This is a genomic window from Helicobacter jaachi (genome assembly GCF_000763135.2).
Lineage (GTDB): Bacteria > Campylobacterota > Campylobacteria > Campylobacterales > Helicobacteraceae > Helicobacter_C > Helicobacter_C jaachi.
The window spans coordinates 179,255-198,922 of the sequence record NZ_JRPR02000002.1; the positions used below are offsets into that span (position 1 = coordinate 179,255).

The window sequence follows — 19,668 nt, forward strand, 5'->3', positions numbered from 1 at the left end:
GGCTATTTATTATCAGCCTTGTCATATCCGTATGCTTGGAAGATTTGTTGCGCTTTGGGAGAAGTAAGGATATAGTCTGCAAAATCCTTAGCCAGTTTAGAATCTTTGCCATGATTTGGAATGATTAGGGCTTGATTAATAGGCTCATATGTTTTTTCATCAATGATAGTGTAGGTAAGATTTGGCGTTTTATCATCTTTAATCACCATTGATAGCGCAGTAAAGCCAATTTCACTCGCACCCTGCAAGATATAGCTTGTAGCTTGTCCAATCGATTCGCCAATGGTGAGCTTTTTACTTAATTTCTTATCAAGCTTTTGAGATTTTAAAAACTCCTCTGCGGCTCTACCATAGGGCGCTACTTTAGGATTAGGGATAGCAATATGCTTTACTTTATCATTTTTTAGCACATCAATAGAATCTGCCTTAAAATCCGCATTTGCGCTAGCTAACACAAGCTTGCCTTTAGCGTAATTAAGGGGTTTATTGATAGCAAGCTTATCATCATAAACTTTTTGAGGATAGCTTGTATCTGCGGCTATAAAAAGATGTGTGGGAGAGCCATTTTGAATCTGCGCATAAGCCTTGCCTGAAGCGATGTAGCTTACTTCAATCTTATCTTTTTTGCGTGTTTTTAAAAACTCCGTTTTGATATCCTCAAGCACATATTTCAAACTCGCAGCAGCTAGGACATTAATTTCCTCCGCGAGCATACTTGCACTCATAAAGACGCTTATTACAAATGCGCCAAATACTTTTGAAAATCTCATATTGCACTCCTTGTGGGTAAATTTATGAAGCTTAATAGTATATAATTTTATATAACCAATCAAGATTCTATAAGTAAAAATATAAAATATATACGCTTTTGAAACATTCTTTTAATTATTGTAATGGAGCTATAGAATCTAGCCCTAGATTCTATAAGGCACGCATTTTAGCACCATGAGCGTGCATAAATTTATAGAATCTACTCTTTTTTAAAATCTTTTAGCGCAGCTTCAAGGTGGGAGAGGCGATTTGAGAGTTCTGCAAAATCTTGTGAGTTATCCAAATAATCAAAAAATATATTTTTCACACGCTCTAATTTGTGAAATACTTCAAGGGCTTCAAAGCCTAGTGGAGTAAGCTTTGTGCCTCCTCCGCCTCTGCCGCCATTACTTGAGCTAACTAATGGGCAAGGGGAGAGCTTATTCATAATATCTACGCTATCCCACGCGGCTTTGTAGCTCATGCCCATTTCTTTTGCAGCCTTTGAAATAGAGCCAGTTCTAGCAATGCGCTCAAGAAGTTCAGCGCGCCCCACGCCAATATAGCTTTTTTTGTCCTTCTCAAACCAAAACCGCGCAAACACATTCATACTATCTCCTTAATAAAATAAGATTTAGTATAAAATTATATAACTTTTTACAGAACCATGCACCCCAAAAACTGTTTTTAACTCTATATCAGCCGTGCGCGATGGACCAGCTATAAAAATCATATTGCTAGGCAGCGCGCCATTTGTGCCTTGTGCTTTAAGCACCTGCACGCCTTCAAAAAAATTACTCACAATATCATCTTTTTTAAGCAGCACCACGCAAGTGCGTGTAATGAGCGATGAGAGGCGTGGGGCATTTTTATGCGATGCGATGCCAATTACGCCTAGATTTGCCACGCCACAGCGCGCACAAACAATAGATGTATCAATCTCAAAAAGCTCTTCACGCGCTTTATCTATGCTTGTATCATATGCGATAAATGCCATAGATTCTGTATTTATAGAATCTGCATAAGCCTGCACGCCTTGTGAGAGGGTATGTATATCCACACTCTCTTGCACATCAAGATTATAGAGAATCTTGCGCGCATTGGCCTCAAATAGCACTTTTTGAATGTCTGCCAGAAGCGTTGTTTGGCTAGATTCTATCACTTGGGCTTTGTTGGCGCTTTGGAAAGTGATGTATTCTTGGATTTTATCTTGATTTGTGCTTTTTAGAGGATTTGTGTAATGGCTAGTGGCTTTCTGTAAGGCATTTGCTCGCAATGAGGCTTTGACATTATTTAAAATAGCCTGCTTACTCATAGATTACTCCTTGCATTTGGGATACTTTTTTGTGCAAATTGCCCTTTAATGCGGGGAAAGTGCGATAGGCTACCCAATTTTTTAAGCCCGGGATAAAGGCGGCAAAGGGTTTAGCTAGGGGTGCAAAAATATGGGCAAATTTCAAAGTAGTGCGCCATTTTCTGCCATTGCTCGCAGCCTTTGCAAAGGCATTCATCATAAAAATTTCTTGATTATCTTTTAGGCTGCCATCATTATTTTTAAGATTCTTGCGCCCTTGCCCGATTTTCTCACTTCTTAAATCTCTAATAAGCTCTGCAAGCGGGATTTTAACAGGGCATACTTCACTGCATCGCCCACAAAGCGAGCAGAGGCTCACCATATGCCCAAAATGCGCCATACCAAAAAGTTGAGGTGAAATCACCTCTCCAATAGGTCCGGGATATGTGCTAAGGTAGGCATGTCCGCCGATTTTATCATACACAGGGCAGTGATTAAGGCAAGTTCCGCAGCGGATACAAGAAAGCGCGCGATAAAAGTGAGAATCTTTAAGCATAGTGGAGCGATTATTATCTAGTAAAATAATATGCACTTCTTTTGGACCATCAAGCTCGCCGCTTTTGCGCGGGGAAGTGATGATGTTATTATAGCAAGTGATAGGCGCGCCTGTGGCTGATGGCACAAGCAGCGCATCAAGAATAGCTGCATCTTCAAAGCTCTCTACTATTTTTTCAATCCCACAAATAGCGATGTGAATATCACTAGCTGTGGTACTCATACGCCCATTGCCCTCATTTTCAATAAGCCAAATAGCGCCCTCATTAGCAATGGCAAAATTTACTCCACTAAGCCCCATTTTAAATGTTTGAAACTCCTTGCGCAAATGCACGCGCGCGATTTCATTAAGCCTTTCTGGTTCAGATTCTAAATGCGCGCCAAGCTTTTGCTCAAAAATTTCACCGATTTGATAGCGATTTTTATGAATAGCAGGCGCTACAATATGCACAGGCGGCTCATCTATAAGCTGGATAATAAGCTCTCCTAAATCCGTCTCAATAGGCTCTAAGCCCTTTTGTTTTAAAAAGGCATTAAGGTGTGTTTCCTCGCTTGCCATAGATTTGCCTTTAAGAATCTTAGTGATGTGTTTTTCTTGCATAAGCTTATAAATAATTTCATTAGCTTCTGTGCTATTACTTGCCCAATGCACTTGAAAGCCATTTTTGAGCGCATTTTGCTCAAATCGCTCAAGCAACACATCAAGTTGAGAGAGGCTTTTTTGTTTCACAGCCCTGCCTTGCTCGCGCAAGCCCTCCCAGTCTTTAAAACGAGAAGTGATGAGATTCTTGCGATTAGTCTTAAGCGTGGTCATTACATTTTTAAGATTTTCCCTTAGTTGCTTGTCTGCGAGCTTATTATGGACAATGCTATAATGTTCTTGACTACTCATATTACGCTCCTAAGCCAATTCTTTGCGCTAAAAAATCATAGAGATGAATAGGCTTTACATTCACTTGCTGCTTTTTCATTGCGCCACTAATATTAAGCAAGCAGCCCGCGTCCGCAGAAATCACATATTCTACATTACGTGAAAGGATATCTTGTATTTTTTGGCTCACCATAGCATTTGATACTTCAGGTTCTTTAATGCTAAATGTCCCACCAAACCCGCAGCACTCCTCCTCATGCTCTAATTCAATCAGCTGCACATTTTGCAATGAGCTAATGAGTGCCTTAGCACTATTTACCACCTTTGAAGTGCGCAATGCGTGGCAATTGCTATGCCAAGTAACTTTTGTGGGCATACCTCTATCCTCATAATTTACTTTCAAAATCTTATGCAAATATTCGCCCAAATCATACACCCTTGCGCAAAATTGCTCCACTTCTGCAAACTCACTCCGCCCCTCAAACAAAGCCAAATAATCCTCCCTCATCATACCCGCACACGAGCCAGAGGGGACAATAATAGGCTCATCACCTTGAAATAATCTCACATTATGCAGCGCGACAATGCGGCTTTGCTCATAATAGCCAGAGTTATAGCTTGGCTGCGCGCAGCAGGTTTGGTCTTTTTTAAACACCACTTCTAATCCCTCTTTTTGTAAGAGTTTAATGGCATTCACACAAGTATCTGCATAAGCTATGCCGCCAAGACAGGTTGAGAAGAAAAACACACGCATCTTAAACTCCTTAATCCTTATTCTCATAAGAGGTAAATTTATGATATAAACAAGGAGCTTTAAAAACACAAAAGGTTAAAAAATACTTGTTTTCTTTGTAAAAAATGTTTCAAAAATTCTCATTATACACATCATCATAGTTTTAAGTGGGAATATTTTACACATCATTTTATAAATCACATAAAAGCACATCTTTCCATAAGGTTAAATTTTTTATAATATTTTTGTATCAAATCACAAAAAGGAGTTGTTATGGATATGGTGAATGTGGTGTATAACCAAAATTTTGACCCCTTAGGGAGCATTTGGCTTAGTGCTTTAGTGGCGTTTGCACCCATACTTTGCTTTTTACTTTGCCTACTTGCTTTTAAGATGAAAGGCTATGTGGCGGGATTTTTAACCGTTGTGCTTGCTTCAATTCTAGCATGCGTGGTGTATAAGATGCCTTTTTCGCTTGTGGGCGCGAGCTTTGTGCAGGGTTTTGCAAATGGACTTTGGCCTATTGCGTGGATTATCATCGCAGCCATTTTTCTCTACAAACTTTCTGTAAAATCTGGCTCATTTGAGGTGATTAAGCAAAGTGTGATGAGCATTACACCAGACCATAGAATCCAAGTGATACTCATAGGCTTTTGTTTTGGTTCATTTTTGGAGGGCGCTATAGGCTTTGGCGGACCTGTAGCCATTACAGCAGCGCTTCTTGTGGGCTTAGGGCTTAAGCCACTGCAAGCCGCAGGACTTTGCCTCATTGCTAATACCGCTCCTGTGGCATTTGGCGCAGTTGGGATTCCTATTATTGCAATGACAAATCTTGTAGAAATTGAGCAATACGCCGTAGCAGGAATGGTTGGGCGAATGCTTGTGCCTTTAAGCCTTACTATTCCATTTTTTATTGTGTTTTTAATGGACGGCTTTAAGGGCGTGAAAGAGACCTTTCCTGCTATTTTAATAGCTGCGCTTAGCTTCACTTGCACGCAGTTTTTAAGTTCAAATTATCTTGGTGCAGAGCTGCCTGATATTATTTCTGCAGTAGTTTCGCTTGCTTGCACTACTATATTTTTACGCTTTTGGAGACCAAGCAGCATTTTTCGCCTTGATGATTTAAAAGATTTTTCAAATCATAAGCAACTAGCCTTTGGCGAGGTGTTTAAAGCATGGCTACCTTTTATTTTGCTCATTATCTGCATCATCATTTGGACGCAGCCTTGGTTTAAGGCTATCTTTGAATCTAAGCCATTTTTGTTTAAAGATATTGCCAATCTCACAGAAGTGCCTGCAAATTCGTTTTGGTTTGCCTTTAAGCCCATTTTAGATGAGGCTGGCACTACGATAGGGTTTGTAAAAACAGGGCTTTTGCATTATACGCAAGTAACTGTAGCCTTTGGCAGCACTATTGGTGGCATTTTTGACCCAAATGGCAAAGCTGTTGGCTTAAATCTAGGGCTTAGTTTCATCGTGCAGGCAGGCTCAGCGATTTTAGTCGCGGCATTTTTAACTATATTTTTGCTTCGTATTAAAGCCGATGACGCGGCGGATTGCTTTGGTGAGACGCTTAAAGAAATGGCTATGCCTTGTATCACCATTGGGCTTGTGGTTGCCTTTGCCTTTGTGGCAAAGAATTCCGGAATGAGCGGCACTCTAGGCACAGCATTTGCTCAAACAGGCAATGCCTTTGCATTCTTTAGCCCTATGATTGGCTGGATTGGCGTATTTTTAACAGGTAGCGATACTAGCTCAAACCTCCTCTTTGGCACATTGCAGCAAGTAAGCGCGACAAAGCTTGGTATCGGCGAGGCTTTATTTCTAGCGGCAAACTCTGTAGGCGGGGTCGTTGGTAAGATGATAAGTCCGCAAAGTATAGCCATTGCCTGCGCGGCTGTGGGGTTAGCGGGCAAGGAGTCTGATTTATTTAAATTCACTCTTAAATACTCTGTGGGCTTTATTTTGCTTATTGGCATTTGGACATGGGTTATTGCTTCGTTTTTGGGGGTTATGATACCTGATGTAGTAGCGCTAGCAAAACATTAATCCACGCTGCTAAAGCTAAAGCTCTGCGCGGCTTTGCCGAGCTTATGACAAGACCACGCGGCTTTTTTAAAAACGCAAAAGCGCGGAAAATTATAGAATCCAACCTCAAAAAACAAGTTGATAGATGCTTAAAGCAGCTATAACTTTATACTTTAGGCGCAAATGTAAGCTTTGCTTACATTTGCAAGACCACGCGGCTTTTTATAAAAAAGCAACAGCGTGGAAATTATAGAATCTAGCTAGATTCTAAGCCTATCAAGTTGCCCTGTGTAGTAGAAATACTTCTCAAGCACCAAAAGCGAGATAATCGCCTCGCGCTTTTTATCAAAAAACTGCTGCGTATATAAATGCGCGTTGTGGATAATGTCTTTGGCGTCATTTGGGTGCTTTATGAAATGCTCTAGCACGGCCTCTACATTAGATTCTGTAATCTCTGCATAATGCACATTGGGCAAGAGCGTGCCCTCCATAAACCAAGTTTCAAACTTTGGCTTTGGCATAACACAAAGCGAGTTTGAGCTCATCACCCACTTAAGATTACTCGCCACATCATTGCCCTCTAAAGAAAGCAAAAATTTATAGGGCAAATGTTTGGCAAGACTTAGCTTTGGCTTTTGCCATTGTGGGTGAATAGCCTTGCTGCCAGTATGCCCCAAATCACAAAGAGCGTGCTCAAAGTATTTCTCAAAAAAATTTATGCGATGAGGTTGGTAAATCCCGCCACGATAAAAGAGCCTATCTTGCTTAGATTCAAAGCTATAGGGGTCATTAATGAAAGTAAAATGCCGCACTTTTTCAAGGTTAAGCAAAGTGGAGTAAGCAAATGGCGGGCTAGATTCTGTAGTTGTGGTGTGAGGTATAGAATCTAGCGTGGAGCGGGATTTAGATGTTGTATTCGCCCCCCCCCCCGTTAAATTTTGTGCTAGATTTGCTTTAATTGGGCGCGATTTAGTGATAGAGGGCTTAGGGCAGATAAAATTCACATCGCCAAAGGCAAAATTTGCCCGAAAATGCTGCGGAAAATAGCGCGTAAATTCATAAGTATCAAAAAAATACACGGTTTTTTTGCGTGTGAAACGCACATAACTAAGCCTTTTCGCTGCCTCATCAAGCGGCGTTTGGCTGCTTAGTTGGCAGTAATAATCCACACGCGATTTAATGTAGTCAATATCTGCCCTATCGTGGATATTTTTTAGAATTTTCTCTCTATTTTTGGGCAAAAATACGCTTGGCACAAGCATTCGCGCAATGCCTTTAAGGTTGTAGAAAAAATAATTATTTTTCACATTATCCCCCTAAAATACCCAATCGTCTTTTCTAACCCTTCGCGAAGTTCTATTTTTGGACTCCAATTTAGCTCTTTTTTGGCGAGTGAAATGTCTGGCTGACGTTGTTTTGGGTCATCTTGCGGGAGGGGTAAATGCACTAGTTTTGACTTAGATTCTGTTAGCTCTAGCACATTTTGGGCGAGTTCAAGCATGCTAAACTCATGCGGATTGCCGATATTCACAGGTCCTGTGAAGCCATCATTTGAATCCATTAGCGCAATCATACCGCTAATCAGGTCATCGACATAGCAGAAACTGCGCGTCTGCGCGCCATCGCCATATATCGTAATGTCCGCACCACGCAGCGCCTGAATGATAAAATTACTCACCACGCGCCCATCATTTGGGTGCATGCGCGGTCCGTAAGTGTTGAAAATCCGCATCACTTTTATCCGCAGATTATGCTGCCGCTTATAGTCGAAAAACAGCGTCTCAGCGCACCTTTTGCCCTCATCATAGCACGCGCGAATGCCAATAGGATTAACGCTGCCCTTGTAACTCTCAACCTGCGGGTGCACCTCAGGGTCGCCATAGACTTCACTCGTGCTTGCCTGCAGGATTTTAGCCTTGACGCGCTTGGCTAAGCCTAGCATATTTATCGCGCCCATTACCGAAGTTTTGGTCGTTTGCACAGGGTCGAATTGATAATGCACAGGGCTAGCCGGACACGCAAGATTATAAATCTCATCGACCTCGACATACAGCGGGAAAGTCACATCATGCCGCATAAACTCAAATCGCGGGTGGGGCAGCAGATGGGCGATATTTTGCTTTGTGCCGGTAAAAAGATTATCCACGCAAAGCACCTCATCGCCCCGCTCAATCAGTCTATCGCACAAATGCGAGCCTAAAAACCCCGCCCCGCCAGTCACTAGCACTTTTTTGTTTAGCATGAATTCTCCTTTAGATAAAGCCATTTAAGAGCGCCATTATAGCCCATAATAACCATGAGTTGTGTGTTTATAGAATCTATAAAGCTCATTTACACTTTTCTAAAATAAAATCCGCGGAAGCTTGGCACGGATATATCTCTATGGAATGGGAGATAAATGCCATCAGTTGGCACTCCCCATTCATCAACAAGCTCAAATCCGCGCGAAGTAAAGAAATTCACAAACTCATCTTTATTAAAAATATATAGCGGTTGATACACGAGGTTGAGCGCGTTTTGCAGGGTTACAAATGTGGGGACTTTGCTTTGGATAGGCATGCGGGTAAGGATAATATGTGCTATCTCCCCCCCCCAGTTAAATAATCCTCTAAAAATTTGTAGGGATATTTGACATACCATAGCGCGGCGGAGGAGTGCAAAATGCTTGCCGCGCGCATAGTGGTGTCAAATGTGAGATTATTTATGCCTAGATTCTGTGTGATTGCCCTGCCGATAGTTACATTATTTTCTAGCTCGCACACGCTCCATTTGGGCGCAATATCTGTGCAGGAAGTGTATGCAAAATAATGCTCCCCATTACCCCCACCAAAGTCGCACACACTAGCGTTTGGAGTGCTAGCAAAGATTCTATCAAGCCAAAAAAACACAGGATATTCACTCTCTCTTGGCATAAGCTTTTGTGAAAAAATACGCGTAAGCTGGGCGATTTTTTCTTCTGTGGTGGGCTGCTTTTGCGTGCCATCGCCTATATGTGAGGGCTTTGCATTCATAGCTTGCTCAAAGCTATCAAACACGCCGCGATAGGCGATGTAGCCTCTAGGAAATCTCACATAATGATACACATCTTTTAAAAAGTGAAAGATTTTTTTAAACAAGCGCATAAATATCCTTTGTTTATAGAATCTAATAAAGGATTGTAGCAGCCTTGCGCTTAAGGGTTATAGAATCTGCCTTAGGAAATGAAGTCTAAACTGCAACTTTACTTTGAGGGCGCAAATTCGCGGCTTTGCTGCGAAATTATAAGAGCGCGCGGCTTTTTATCAAAGCAATAGCGCGGAAAATTATAGAATCTAAATCTCCGCCCAAGTATGGTCTAGCAAGATATAATTTTGCTTGGCAATCATTTGTGACTGCGGGATTCGCGTTATGTCATTGAAAAAATATTTTGGCATACACACTATTTTATGCGGATTGTCATTAAGATATGCCGCCCACCAGCTAAATGTTGAGTTTGCCATAATGCCATGCTTGCACGCGCGCATAAGCTCAAGCTCTTGCGCGGCGTTGCCTTCATCATTATGCTTGACAAACTCCACTTTTAAGCCGCTAAAATCAATATATTTATGCGCATTACGCTCACACCATGGGATATTATTGCTAAAGACAAATATATACGCCTTGCCCAAATGCTTTTTTAATATCTGAACAGCTTGATTATAATACGCACTGCCTAGCCTCACAAATGTGCCACCCTCCAAATAATCGCCCAAGCGAATGTGCAAAAACGCGCTTTGCGGTAGGGAGTGGATATATGCTTTTAATGCCTGATTTTGCGCAGTTAGAGGCGTTTTTAGGCAAAATTCTTTGTGCAAGATAGAATCTAGCCCTTGTAAATATGTGAGATTTTGAAAATATCCAATAGGTAGTGCGTGCGGGTGGAAGCTACCTTTAGCACTTTGTGTGAAAGCCTGCCACACTCTATCATCTTTGTGGGACAAATGCTCATCATAGCGGTATTTGTATAGTGCAAAAATATCGGGCTTAAAAGCAAAATTTCCCTTCAAAATTCCATAACGCAGGAGCGCATACATATACTTAAGCCACAGAGCCTTATCATGTGCGCACAAATAAGATTTGATATAGGCTGCATTATCGCACAAAGGAAGTGATAGATTAAAATGTGCAATTTCTAATAAGCGGATAGAATCTAGGCTAGAATCTTGTTGCGCCCCCCCCCCCGTTAAGTGTCTTAGATTCTATGCTATGAGAAGTGGCAGATTTTGTGGGGCTAGATTCTGTATGTTGCGCGTATGATGTAACATCAAGCAGCACATCATATCCGCGCGCTTCAAGCGCTTTGGCAAAGGCGTAAATAAACATTTGATTGCCTAGCCCGCCAACTATTTGCACAATCATACTTCCTCCTTAAAATACTCTAAAGCCGCGCACTATAGCATATTCTTAATAAAATACTAATTTATGCTAAAATCGCGCTTTACTTTCACATAAAGCACGCAAAGGATTCTATAATGCTACAAACCATAAACCTCTCCATGCGCTATGCTAGCAAAAAACTCTTTGAAAATGTCAATATCAAGCTTGATAAGGGCAAGCGTTATGGGCTTATTGGCGCAAATGGTGCAGGGAAAAGCACATTTTTAAAAATCCTAAGCGGGCAAAATGAAGCAAGCAGCGGCGAAGTGGTGATTGAGCAAGGGTTAAGGCTAGGCGTTTTAGGGCAAGACCAGTATGCCTTTGAAGATTTAAGCTTAAAAGATGCGGTGCTTATAGGTAATAAGCGGCTTTATGATGCGATTAAAAGAAAAGAATATCTCTATGAAAATGGTGATTTAAGCGATGAGAAGGTTAATGAGGAGTTAGGGCAGCTAGAGATGATATGTGCTGAAGAAGACCCAATGTATGAATGCGAAGTAGTGATTGAAAAGATTTTAGAGGATTTGGGCTTTGCAGCGAGTGTGCATAATGAGCCTATGCGCGCGCTTACAGGTGGGGATAAATTTAAAATATTGCTAGCACAAGTGCTATTCCCTAAGCCTGATATTTTGTTGCTTGATGAGCCTACAAATAACCTTGATTTGCACTCTATTGCATGGCTTGAGCAAAATTTGAAGCAAAGCGAGGGGACTTTGGTAGTTATTTCGCACGATAGGCATTTTTTAAATAGCGTTTGCACGCATATTTTGGATATGGATTTTGGCGGCGTGCGCGAATTTAGTGGGAATTATGATGATTGGTATATCGCTAGCACGCTAATTGCCAAGCAGCAAGAAATGGAGCGCAATAAAAAATTAAAAGAAAAAGAGGAGCTAGAATCTTTCATCGCACGCTTTTCTGCTAATGCCAGCAAGGCGCGGCAAGCTACAAGCCGACAAAAGCAGCTTGAAAAACTAGATATTAGCGCACTGCAGGTAAGCTCAAGGCGTGAGCCTAGCATTGTTTTTAAACCTAATCGCGCTATTGGCAATGAAGCCTTAGAATGCGAGCATATAAGCAAATCTTTTCACACACAAGATGGGCAAAAGCAAGTAGTGCTAAATGATGTGAGCCTTAAAATCCTGCCCGGGGATAAAATTGCCATTATCGGTGCAAATGGTGTGGGCAAAAGCACGCTATGCAAGATTTTAGTAGAAGAGCTAGTGCCAGATAGTGGGGCAGTCAAATGGGGCGCTACGACGCAAAAGGGCTATTTCCCCCAAAATGTAAGCGAGGAGATAAGTGGGGAGGAGAGTTTGTATGAGTGGCTAAGGGGATTTGATAAGAAAAAAGAGAGCGGTGAAATCCGCAATGCGCTTGGGCGAATGCTTTTTAGCGGTGAGGAGCAAGAAAAGCCCATAAACGCGCTAAGTGGGGGAGAAAAGCATAGAATGGTGTTAAGCAAGCTTATGCTTGAGGGCGGTAATTTTTTAGTGCTAGATGAGCCCACAAATCATCTTGATTTAGAATCTATTATCGCACTTGGCGAGGCGCTGTATAAATTTAGTGGGAATGTGATTTGTGTAAGCCATGATAGGGAGTTAATTGATGCTTTTGCTAATCGCATTATTGAACTTAAAATAGATTCTATAAATGGCGCGCAGCTTATTGATTTTCGTGGGAGTTATGAGGAGTATTTGGAGCAGTATAATTTAAAATAAAGGGAGGTGTAATGAAAATTTTAATTTGTAATCTAGGCATTGGTGGAGGCGGTGCGGAACGCGTGCTGGTGGATTTTATCACTTATTGGGCAAACGCTACAGAATCTGCAGCGGGCGTTAATAGCGCTGATACCAAAGGCACTAAGATGACTGCCAATACTGCCATAGCAGCAGCGGGGGGGGGGGGGGTATTAACCCTAAAAGCGATATAGATTTATTTCTTATCGAGCAGAAAGAGAAAGATTATTATCTACCATTTTGCCGCGAGCATTTGCGCAAGGTCTTTAGCTTCCCACATATTTTTGGCAAAGTGCGATTTTTAAATAAATTTTTTAAACGTCGCGTGCTTAATAATCCTAGCCTTATAAATTACTTCATTAAAGAGCGCTATGATGTGAATATCGGCTTTTTGGAGGGCATTAGCACGATATATATTTCGCAAAAAAATGGCGGGGCAAAGATTGGCTATATCCATATTGCTTTGAAAGATATGCGCGATAATAAGCCTGATAAACAAGAGCTAGAGGCGTATATGCGCTGCGATAGGCTTATTTGCGTCTCTCACTATGCTAAAACCTCCCTGCTAGAGCTCTATCCGCAGCTAGATGCTAAGCGTGTGGAGGTGATTTATAATCCCATAAATAAAGAGCAGATTCTATACAAGGCAAATATAGAATCTATCCCTAAGCACACTTTTAGCTTTTTGCAAGTGGGCAGGCTCACTTATCAAAAGGGCTTAATAACGCTGCTAGAGGCAAATAAAATATTGCAAGATAAGGGCTTAGTGTATGAGATTTGGCTAGTGGGTGAGGGCGCGCGCTATAAAAAGGAGCTAGATTCTATAATCGCTGCGCAGGGCGTGCAAAATGTGCGATTTTTTGGCTTTTGCGCTAATCCCTATCCATATATCAAGGCATGCGATGTGATGCTGCTGAGCTCGTATTTTGAGGGCTATGGGCTAGTTTTAGCAGAATCTTGCGTGCTAGAAAAAGCCATTATTTCAAGCGATATTCCTAGTAGCAGGGAGGTTTTAACGCATGAGACATTAGGCGAGTGCGGAGCGTTCTTTACTTCTAAAAATGCGCAAAGTTTAGCCCAGCAGATGGAGGAGCTATACTGTAATGCCACAAGGCGCGAGGAGCTAGCGCATAAAGCCAAAGTGCGCGCGCAAGATTTTGATATAGCTAAAAGTGCTAAGCAGTTTGAAAGCCTGCTTACTCACCTTGTGAAGTAGTGTGCTTTAGCCCTTGTGCGCAAAAATGTGATTTATGCTTAATGGTATCAAGGTAAATGGCGTGATTAGATGCTAGCATATCGCGCGTATTTTCTTTGTGATAGAGATGATAGGCAATAGCGGCAAATTTAAGCCGCTTAAGCTGCCCACCATGGAATAAAAATCGTGCGACAAACTCGCTATCCTCGCGCCCCCAGCCCACAAAGGCTTCATTAAAGCCATTAATATCCACACAATCAGCCTTAAAAAAGCTCATATTGCAGCCGCGAATGCCTTTAATAAAATCTTTTTTAGCAAAAAAGCGCGCATTTATCTTTGAAGTCTTAAATATAAGCGCTGATAAAAGTGCGCAGCGCGTGGCTTTAAAATCTTTTTTAGCAAAGGCTTTGCGAAAATTGTGTGAATCCATAATGTGTTGGGTAGTCTTAGCATCTAAAATCACGCGTGAGGCTTGTATAAATACTCCTCTTTGAGCTGCGCGCAAATGGTCTTTGATGAAGTGAGATTCTAAAATCATATCGCCATCGATGATAATAATATACTTGCCTTGAGCGGCTTTTATAGCAAGATTGCGGATAGCGCTTAGGCGAAAGCCTCTATCCTCCTGCCATATGTGCTTAAGCGCGCAGGGGAAATGCGGCATGTAAGATTCTATCAATTCACGCGTATCTTGCGCGCTGCCATCATCAGCAATTAATACTTCTTTAGGCAAGGGATTGAGCGCTTTTATAGAATCTAGCACGAGCGCTAGACGTTCTTTTTGATTATAGGTGGTTACAATAAGCGTGCAGTCGCTAGGAGAGGGTTTATTTGCCTCATAGAGTTTCATATATTTAAAAAATGAGCCAAGTGCGTTGCATAGGCTAATAACAAAGCCTTTGTATCCATAGCAAAAGCCCTTTTTAAAAAAATAATTTCTCACAAAGCTCCAAAGCCCGCGTATAGTGGCTTTAAGCGGGCTAGCAGATTTATGAGTGTGCTGCGTGGCGTAAAGCGTGGTGTAGCGCTGCAATTTATCAAGGAGCTGCGCGATATTTTCATACGCGTAGTGCGTTAAACCATAGGGGAGTTTGATAGTTTTGGCATTAGGGGGGATTATCACGCTTTCATGCACGATATTATCATTAAAGCGCGTAAATTGCTTATTAAAAATGCGCCATACATAATCAGGATACCACCCGCACGCCTTTATCCACTCTCCGCGATAGAGATTTTTGCGCGGCAGGGCGTAGATGTGGTTAGGCTGCATAGAATCTAGATGCGATTGTATCCACTCTAGCGCGCTAGATTCTAAGATTTCATCTGCATCAATGCTTAAGATAATATCATGCTTAGCGTAGCTTATAGCGAGATTTTTAAGCGCGCCAAAGCCTATAAACTCGCTTTGATAAATGCGCAGATTCTTAAATGTTTGATTAAAATCTTGCGCGATTTTTAGCGTATCGTCGCTACTTTGGTTATCAAGGAGGATAATTTCATCAAAGGCTTGAAGTGATTGTAAGCACTGCGCAAGGGTATCTTGCGCATTTTTAACTAAAAGAGTTACACTTATTGGAATATTGCTCAAGTTGCGCGCCTAGAAGCTAAAACTTCCACCCACGCGGAGATTTACATATTGAGGTATGCGCGTGCCTTGCACATCTGTAGTTTTTGTGCTAGCTTGCAGGGCAATGTCAAGGAAGCCTAGCAGATTAAGCCCGCCTGTGAGGATAAGCCCTGTATCTTGCTTTAAGTCTTTCATCGCGCCTATGCGTATATCAATAAGCTTTAAATCAAAGCCCACACCTCCGCCAATCATTTGGCTCTGCTGCTTAGTGTTACTAAAGGCAAGCAAATCATTAGGCGTTAAATCCGCATCAAATGCGACATTTAAGAATTTTGAATTATAGCCTATACCCATACGATATTGAGGTTTTATGACAATATCTGTAAGCGTTGATTTAAAAGTAGGGGAGTTAAGATTTTTGCCCACAACACCTAGTGTGAGATAGCGAAAATCAGGTAAATCAAGCTCATAGAGCATACCCACATCTACGCCGATTTGATTTGATGAAATGGTATTTTCAAATGAGGCGAGATTATTTAACTCCTTTTCAAAATCGGTATTTTTGTTAATATTAATTTGACTTTGCGTGCTAATGGCATTCATAAGCTTGCCTGCTACGCCGATATTAAGATTGCCATGCTTAAAATAAAAGGTGCGTGCGTAGCCCACAGGGATTTCTGAAAGCACAAAGCCTGTCGCCACAAGCTTATGCGCATCACTATTCCCCTCTAATGACGCAAGCAGCGAGTATTTTTCATAATCATCTTGTGATGAGACTTTATAGCTAAAGCTATCGCCATTATCCACTAGCTCATAATATCCATTGCCACCATTGAGAATAAGCCGCATACGCGAAGCATCAGCTTTAATAGACATACTTGAATACACAGAGGCAAAATACGCTACGCCCAAAGAGCCTAGCTTTTCATTCATTGTTTTGCTTGAGATTTGCAAAATCACGCCATTTTGGCTTAACACATTAATATTATTGCTTTTTAAAATATCCTGCACGGCGCTAATATCACTCACCGCTTTATCAAGCCCCGCGTCACTGCCTTTTTTAATCGTAATATTTTGGAGCAGACCTGCTACATTGCCCGCATTGTTACCGGAAAACTCAAGATTACCATAGTCGATATTGCCAGCATTATCAAGCAAATCCTTTTGCTCTGGGGTGAGTGCGTTGCTATTTTGGATAGCGCCTAGCATGGCTTGAATGATGTCGGTGTAGTTTTTATCTTGCTTGTTATTAAGATAAGATTCTAAGTCTTGCTGCACATTGCCGCTTGGCGTTTGCCCATTTGCTTGCAATACAGAATTTAGCGCATCTTTCACAATATCTGTAACTGCGCCTGCATTCACTCCGCTAGTATCGGTAAAAGTCGCCACAAGCCGCTCTGCTGTGCTTGACATATTATCAATATCAATCTTTGCTAAGCGTGCTAGATTTTGCTCCTTAAAGCCAAGTCCTAGTGAATAGCCCATTTTTACGCGTGGGTCGGAGCTAAGTAAGGCAGGATTATAGTAAAGTCCCCAAGCAGAGTGCTTGAGCGCTACGCCAGCACCGCCCATAGCTGCGGAGGTATTGCCCATTGAGCCAAATTCTAATGCGAAAAGAGAGTTGCATAATATTAAGCTAAATATATATATATTTTTTAACATCATATATCCTTTATGTTGGACTAGATTCTATAGTTATTTTGCCACCAGAACAGGGATAGGAGATGAGTTAATAAAGCTATTTTGATGAGAGTTAAAGATTCTATGCAAAAGCGAAGATTCGCTTGCGCCAATGACTAGCAAATCATAATTTTCAACGATTTCAAGCACTACATCAATAGGATTTCCAGTCTTTAGAATTTTTTGGCAAGAAATGCCCTCTTTGACAAACTCTGCTTCAAATTCGTTTAAAATATCATTTGATTTTTGCTGCTCAATATTCTCAATCGTGCCGTAATCCACAATCCCACTTTCTGCATACACAATAACTTCAGGCGTTACATGCAAAAGTGTAAGCTCAATCTCATTTCTATGCCCAAAAAATTTAATAATGGTTTGTATCGCTCTGCGGCATTCTTGAGTGTTGCTCACTCCAAATAAAAGCTTTGTCATGTTTGCTCCTTTGTTTGAGATAAAAGAATGCTAAAGATTAATAAAATCCATTATATCACAAAAATCGGTATTATATAAAATAACCTTAATCCCACTGCCTGCACTTATAGAATCTAGATTCTCAAAGAGGGCTATGGCGTTATTTTGCCACATATTTACTAGCGAGCTAGAGCCGATTTTGCCATCATTAAAGAGTTTAAATGTGTCATTATGGATAGTGCCAAGAATAGCACAAGTGGTGTTTGGCTTGAGTTTAAGGGGTTTATCAAGCTTAAAGGTAAGGCTTTTAGGATAGTATGCATACGCGCCTTGCATAGATTCTAAAATAGGCAAAATAAGCGTGTGCAGGTGCAAAAGCAGTGCCAAAGGATTACCCGGCAAAAGTATAATGAGCGTTTTATTAAGCGTAGCAAGCGCTAAGTGCCGCCCAGGCTTTGTATTTACGCCATCAAAGATAAATTGCGCTCCTTGCGCTTTTAGCACATCTTTAATCAAATCCGCATCGCCCACACTCGCCCCACCGCTAGTAATGACTACATCATATTTGCCAAAAGTGCTTATGCTAGCATTTAGCGCTTGTTTATCATCTGCTAGAATGCCCTTATACTCGCAGTTATAGCCATAGGAGTGCAAAAGCGTGTAGAGGCTTGTGGCATTTGTGTTATAAATTTGATGTGGCTTTGCCTGCATGGAGGGCTCAATGACTTCATCGCCGCTTGAGAATATCGCTATTTTTAGCGGGATAAAGCTTGTTATTTGACTTATGCCTTGTGAAGCTAGAATGCTTAAATCAAGGTGATTAAGCCTTTTGCCTTTGCGTAAAAGTAGAGAATCTGCAGCGATTTCTTCGCCTTTAAAGCGAATATTTTGCCCTTGAGCAATGGTGTGTTTAGAATCTAGCGCGGGAATGCGCACTTTGTTGTCCCCTAAAGCCTCCACCCATTCATGCTGCACTACTGCTTGCGTATTTTGCGGAAGTTGTGAGCCAGTCATCACTTTATAAGTATGCCCTTTTTTAAGGCTTAAAGACGCAGCGCTTTCACCCGCTAGGATAGTGCCTTCACACGCGCAAAGGGAGTGATAATCTGCTAGCATTATGGCATAGCCGTCCATTGCGGAATTATCAAAAGGCGGCAGCGCGCGCGTGGCATGCACATCATGAGCCAAAATAGCATTAAGGCCCTCAAAAAGTGGCAGTGTGTGTGTTTGATTAGTGCGAGGCAGGGAAGTACCAAGCTTTAGAGCTTCTTTGAAACTTAGCATAAAACTCCTTTAGATGTGAAATTGCCTTAATTGCTCATAAGCATTACTTAGCGTGTGTGCGGTAGATTCTATAGAATCTAAATGCGTGTAGCTAAGGCTAATAAGCTCGCGCGTGCTAGCGTCATCATAGCCCATAGCACGCAGCACAAATGAGGGCTTAGCGTTGCCAAAAAGACAATCTTGCCCATTAATCGTAGCATATCCCTCTACACTTAAAGCCTGCACTAAAAGCCTTGCTTTGATACCCTTAAAACGCAGTGCTAGGGCATTTGGCGCGGTAATCTCAAGGGGGACAAATAGCGAGATATTATCTTTTAGCCTTTTTTTGAGCGCATCAAAAAACTCCGCTTTAGAATCTGGCTGGTTTTGGGTGGCAAATCTATCCTGCAAGGCTTTGTGCGCAGCCTTAAATAGGCGTGGGCGCAAAAGGCGCGTGTCAAAAAAAGCTTGCAAAGCCTGCTTGTGCGTCTCTAGGAGTGCATTAAAATCACTCACGATAAAGCCACTTGGGCGCATTAAGCCGATGTATTCAGCATTGCAGAGAAAAAGCACTTGCGCATGGGAGAAATCTTTAAGCAGCGTTACATCATCAAATGCGCTTAAGAAAAGTGATATATCAATAAAAATAAGCGCGTGTGGATAGGCGTTTAAAATATGAGCCACAAGCTCTTTAATGGGATTAATGGAGAGGATATCTTGATTAATAATAGGCAGAAAAAAGGCTAGCTTTGTGGGATTGTCCATGGTTTTTGCAAGATTTTTGGGCGTGTCTGCGGATTTTGGCGCATTTGCTGCAATGATAGAATCTACAGATTCTATAATGCCCTCTTTGGTGATAGATAGGCTTGAAATGCCTTTAGGGAAAAGCGTGCTAAATAGCTCACCTGCGTAAAAACTCTGCTGGTGAAGGCTTGGGGCTAGGCAAATATGATAATTATGCGCATACAGCACGCTAAAGAGTGCGAGGAAATCCCCACTACTATAATCAAAGCTCTGCGTGTGCGTTTTATAAAAAAGCTGCGCTAATGCTTTAGAATCTTGCATAAACATTTCATTAAAGGCGCTATTAAGTGTGTTTGGATTTTGATAAGTCTCATAGAGCAGGGCATTAGCATCTGCATTAAGGGGGACATTTGCGAGATAATCAAGATGAATCATATTTGCTC

General features: G+C 41.6%; 20 protein-coding genes. 4 read left to right on the forward strand and 16 right to left on the reverse strand.

Features of this window, described 5'->3' with window-relative positions:
- Positions 1-2: 2 nt before the first annotated feature.
- From modA to LS71_RS04625, 5 genes are all read right to left on the reverse strand, one after another.
- Complete coding sequence (modA, locus tag LS71_RS04605; protein WP_034352259.1) at positions 3-770, reverse strand: molybdate ABC transporter substrate-binding protein; 768 nt, start codon at positions 768-770, stop codon at positions 3-5.
- 200 nt (positions 771-970) lie between these two features.
- A complete protein-coding gene (locus LS71_RS04610; protein WP_034352257.1) occupies positions 971-1,360 on the reverse strand; it encodes a winged helix-turn-helix domain-containing protein in 390 nt (129 codons plus the stop codon).
- A gap of 24 nt (positions 1,361-1,384) precedes the next feature.
- Positions 1,385-2,065, reverse strand: a complete 681-nt coding sequence (locus LS71_RS04615; protein ID WP_034352255.1) for a LutC/YkgG family protein — start codon at positions 2,063-2,065, stop codon at positions 1,385-1,387.
- Positions 2,058-3,491, reverse strand: coding sequence for a LutB/LldF family L-lactate oxidation iron-sulfur protein (locus LS71_RS04620; protein ID WP_034352252.1), 1,434 nt, complete (start codon positions 3,489-3,491; stop codon positions 2,058-2,060). The genes LS71_RS04615 and LS71_RS04620 overlap by 8 nt, the downstream gene beginning before the upstream one ends.
- 1 nt (position 3,492) lies before the next feature.
- Positions 3,493-4,224: a (Fe-S)-binding protein gene (locus LS71_RS04625; protein WP_034352251.1), complete on the reverse strand. Its 732-nt coding sequence runs from the start codon at positions 4,222-4,224 to the stop codon at positions 3,493-3,495.
- A gap of 258 nt (positions 4,225-4,482) precedes the next feature.
- On the opposite strand from LS71_RS04625, the gene LS71_RS04630 reads away from it, so the two are divergent.
- On the forward strand, positions 4,483-6,252 hold the full coding sequence (locus LS71_RS04630; protein WP_420810251.1) for an L-lactate permease: 1,770 nt from the start codon (positions 4,483-4,485) through the stop codon (positions 6,250-6,252).
- Between the two features lie 239 nt (positions 6,253-6,491).
- Here the strand turns inward: LS71_RS04630 and LS71_RS04635 are convergent, their stop codons facing one another.
- The 6 genes from LS71_RS04635 to LS71_RS04660 all read right to left on the reverse strand — a co-directional run bounded on the left by LS71_RS04635 (position 6,492) and on the right by LS71_RS04660 (position 10,608).
- Positions 6,492-7,538 carry a glycosyl transferase family 90 gene (locus LS71_RS04635; RefSeq protein WP_034356255.1) on the reverse strand — a complete coding sequence of 349 codons (1,047 nt, stop codon included), beginning with the start codon at positions 7,536-7,538 and terminating at the stop codon, positions 6,492-6,494.
- Entirely contained in the window at positions 7,535-8,473 is a 939-nt protein-coding gene (locus tag LS71_RS04640; RefSeq protein WP_034356251.1) for a UDP-glucuronic acid decarboxylase family protein, read from the reverse strand. The genes LS71_RS04635 and LS71_RS04640 overlap by 4 nt, the downstream gene beginning before the upstream one ends.
- An 89-nt stretch (positions 8,474-8,562) precedes the next feature.
- Complete coding sequence (locus LS71_RS04645; protein WP_034356247.1) at positions 8,563-8,790, reverse strand: class I SAM-dependent methyltransferase; 228 nt, start codon at positions 8,788-8,790, stop codon at positions 8,563-8,565.
- A 20-nt stretch (positions 8,791-8,810) separates the two neighbouring features.
- Entirely contained in the window at positions 8,811-9,353 is a 543-nt protein-coding gene (locus LS71_RS04650) for a class I SAM-dependent methyltransferase (RefSeq protein WP_069723520.1), read from the reverse strand.
- Positions 9,354-9,542: 189 nt separating this feature from the next.
- The gene (locus LS71_RS04655; RefSeq protein WP_194145663.1) at positions 9,543-10,256 is read right to left on the reverse strand and encodes an alpha-1,2-fucosyltransferase; all 714 of its coding nucleotides are present in this window, start codon (positions 10,254-10,256) and stop codon (positions 9,543-9,545) included.
- Positions 10,257-10,404: 148 nt separating this feature from the next.
- Positions 10,405-10,608, reverse strand: coding sequence for a hypothetical protein (locus LS71_RS04660; RefSeq protein ID WP_034356241.1), 204 nt, complete (start codon positions 10,606-10,608; stop codon positions 10,405-10,407).
- 113 nt (positions 10,609-10,721) lie between these two features.
- Between LS71_RS04660 and LS71_RS04665 the strand changes: the two genes are divergently transcribed.
- Genes LS71_RS04665 through LS71_RS04675 form a run of 3 tightly spaced genes read left to right on the forward strand, consistent with a single transcriptional unit; the run spans position 10,722 to position 13,581 of the window.
- A complete protein-coding gene (locus tag LS71_RS04665; protein ID WP_034356238.1) occupies positions 10,722-12,347 on the forward strand; it encodes an ABC-F family ATP-binding cassette domain-containing protein in 1,626 nt (541 codons plus the stop codon).
- Positions 12,348-12,358: 11 nt separating this feature from the next.
- Positions 12,359-12,559: a hypothetical protein gene (locus tag LS71_RS04670; protein ID WP_034356237.1), complete on the forward strand. Its 201-nt coding sequence runs from the start codon at positions 12,359-12,361 to the stop codon at positions 12,557-12,559.
- A gap of 59 nt (positions 12,560-12,618) precedes the next feature.
- Complete coding sequence (locus tag LS71_RS04675; protein ID WP_238700331.1) at positions 12,619-13,581, forward strand: glycosyltransferase; 963 nt, start codon at positions 12,619-12,621, stop codon at positions 13,579-13,581.
- On the opposite strand, the gene LS71_RS04680 is transcribed toward LS71_RS04675, so the two are convergent.
- From LS71_RS04680 to LS71_RS04700, 5 genes are read right to left on the reverse strand one after another with little or no spacing between them, the layout of a single operon-like run.
- A complete protein-coding gene (locus LS71_RS04680) occupies positions 13,562-15,148 on the reverse strand; it encodes a glycosyltransferase family 2 protein (protein ID WP_034356235.1) in 1,587 nt (528 codons plus the stop codon). The genes LS71_RS04675 and LS71_RS04680 overlap by 20 nt on opposite strands.
- A gap of 9 nt (positions 15,149-15,157) precedes the next feature.
- Entirely contained in the window at positions 15,158-16,789 is a 1,632-nt protein-coding gene (gene traF / locus LS71_RS04685) for a conjugal transfer protein TraF (RefSeq protein WP_034356232.1), read from the reverse strand.
- A gap of 33 nt (positions 16,790-16,822) precedes the next feature.
- Entirely contained in the window at positions 16,823-17,239 is a 417-nt protein-coding gene (locus LS71_RS04690; protein ID WP_034356229.1) for a universal stress protein, read from the reverse strand.
- A gap of 30 nt (positions 17,240-17,269) precedes the next feature.
- Entirely contained in the window at positions 17,270-18,502 is a 1,233-nt protein-coding gene (locus tag LS71_RS04695) for a molybdopterin molybdotransferase MoeA (protein ID WP_034356226.1), read from the reverse strand.
- 9 nt (positions 18,503-18,511) lie between these two features.
- Positions 18,512-19,660, reverse strand: coding sequence for a cysteine desulfurase (locus tag LS71_RS04700; RefSeq protein WP_034356224.1), 1,149 nt, complete (start codon positions 19,658-19,660; stop codon positions 18,512-18,514).
- Between the last annotated feature and the right edge of the window lie 8 nt (positions 19,661-19,668).

Excerpts from the sequence above, each read along its gene's own strand:
- LS71_RS04700 (WP_034356224.1), bottom strand. The coding sequence starts at position 19,660 with ATGATTCATCTTGATTATCTCGCAAATGTCCCCCTTAATGCAGATGCT.
- LS71_RS04625 (WP_034352251.1), bottom strand. The coding sequence starts at position 4,224 with ATGCGTGTGTTTTTCTTCTCAACCTGTCTTGGCGGCATAGCTTATGCA.
- LS71_RS04695 (WP_034356226.1), bottom strand. The coding sequence starts at position 18,502 with ATGCTAAGTTTCAAAGAAGCTCTAAAGCTTGGTACTTCCCTGCCTCGC.
- LS71_RS04645 (WP_034356247.1), bottom strand. The coding sequence starts at position 8,790 with ATGCCTATCCAAAGCAAAGTCCCCACATTTGTAACCCTGCAAAACGCG.
- LS71_RS04660 (WP_034356241.1), bottom strand. The coding sequence starts at position 10,608 with ATGATTGTGCAAATAGTTGGCGGGCTAGGCAATCAAATGTTTATTTAC.
- LS71_RS04650 (WP_069723520.1), bottom strand. The coding sequence starts at position 9,353 with ATGCGCTTGTTTAAAAAAATCTTTCACTTTTTAAAAGATGTGTATCAT.
- traF (WP_034356232.1), bottom strand. The coding sequence starts at position 16,789 with ATGTTAAAAAATATATATATATTTAGCTTAATATTATGCAACTCTCTT.
- LS71_RS04640 (WP_034356251.1), bottom strand. The coding sequence starts at position 8,473 with ATGCTAAACAAAAAAGTGCTAGTGACTGGCGGGGCGGGGTTTTTAGGC.
- LS71_RS04615 (WP_034352255.1), bottom strand. The coding sequence starts at position 2,065 with ATGAGTAAGCAGGCTATTTTAAATAATGTCAAAGCCTCATTGCGAGCA.
- LS71_RS04610 (WP_034352257.1), bottom strand. The coding sequence starts at position 1,360 with ATGAATGTGTTTGCGCGGTTTTGGTTTGAGAAGGACAAAAAAAGCTAT.
- LS71_RS04665 (WP_034356238.1), top strand. The coding sequence starts at position 10,722 with ATGCTACAAACCATAAACCTCTCCATGCGCTATGCTAGCAAAAAACTC.
- LS71_RS04690 (WP_034356229.1), bottom strand. The coding sequence starts at position 17,239 with ATGACAAAGCTTTTATTTGGAGTGAGCAACACTCAAGAATGCCGCAGA.
- LS71_RS04630 (WP_420810251.1), top strand. The coding sequence starts at position 4,483 with ATGGTGAATGTGGTGTATAACCAAAATTTTGACCCCTTAGGGAGCATT.
- modA (WP_034352259.1), bottom strand. The coding sequence starts at position 770 with ATGAGATTTTCAAAAGTATTTGGCGCATTTGTAATAAGCGTCTTTATG.
- LS71_RS04620 (WP_034352252.1), bottom strand. The coding sequence starts at position 3,491 with ATGAGTAGTCAAGAACATTATAGCATTGTCCATAATAAGCTCGCAGAC.
- LS71_RS04670 (WP_034356237.1), top strand. The coding sequence starts at position 12,359 with ATGAAAATTTTAATTTGTAATCTAGGCATTGGTGGAGGCGGTGCGGAA.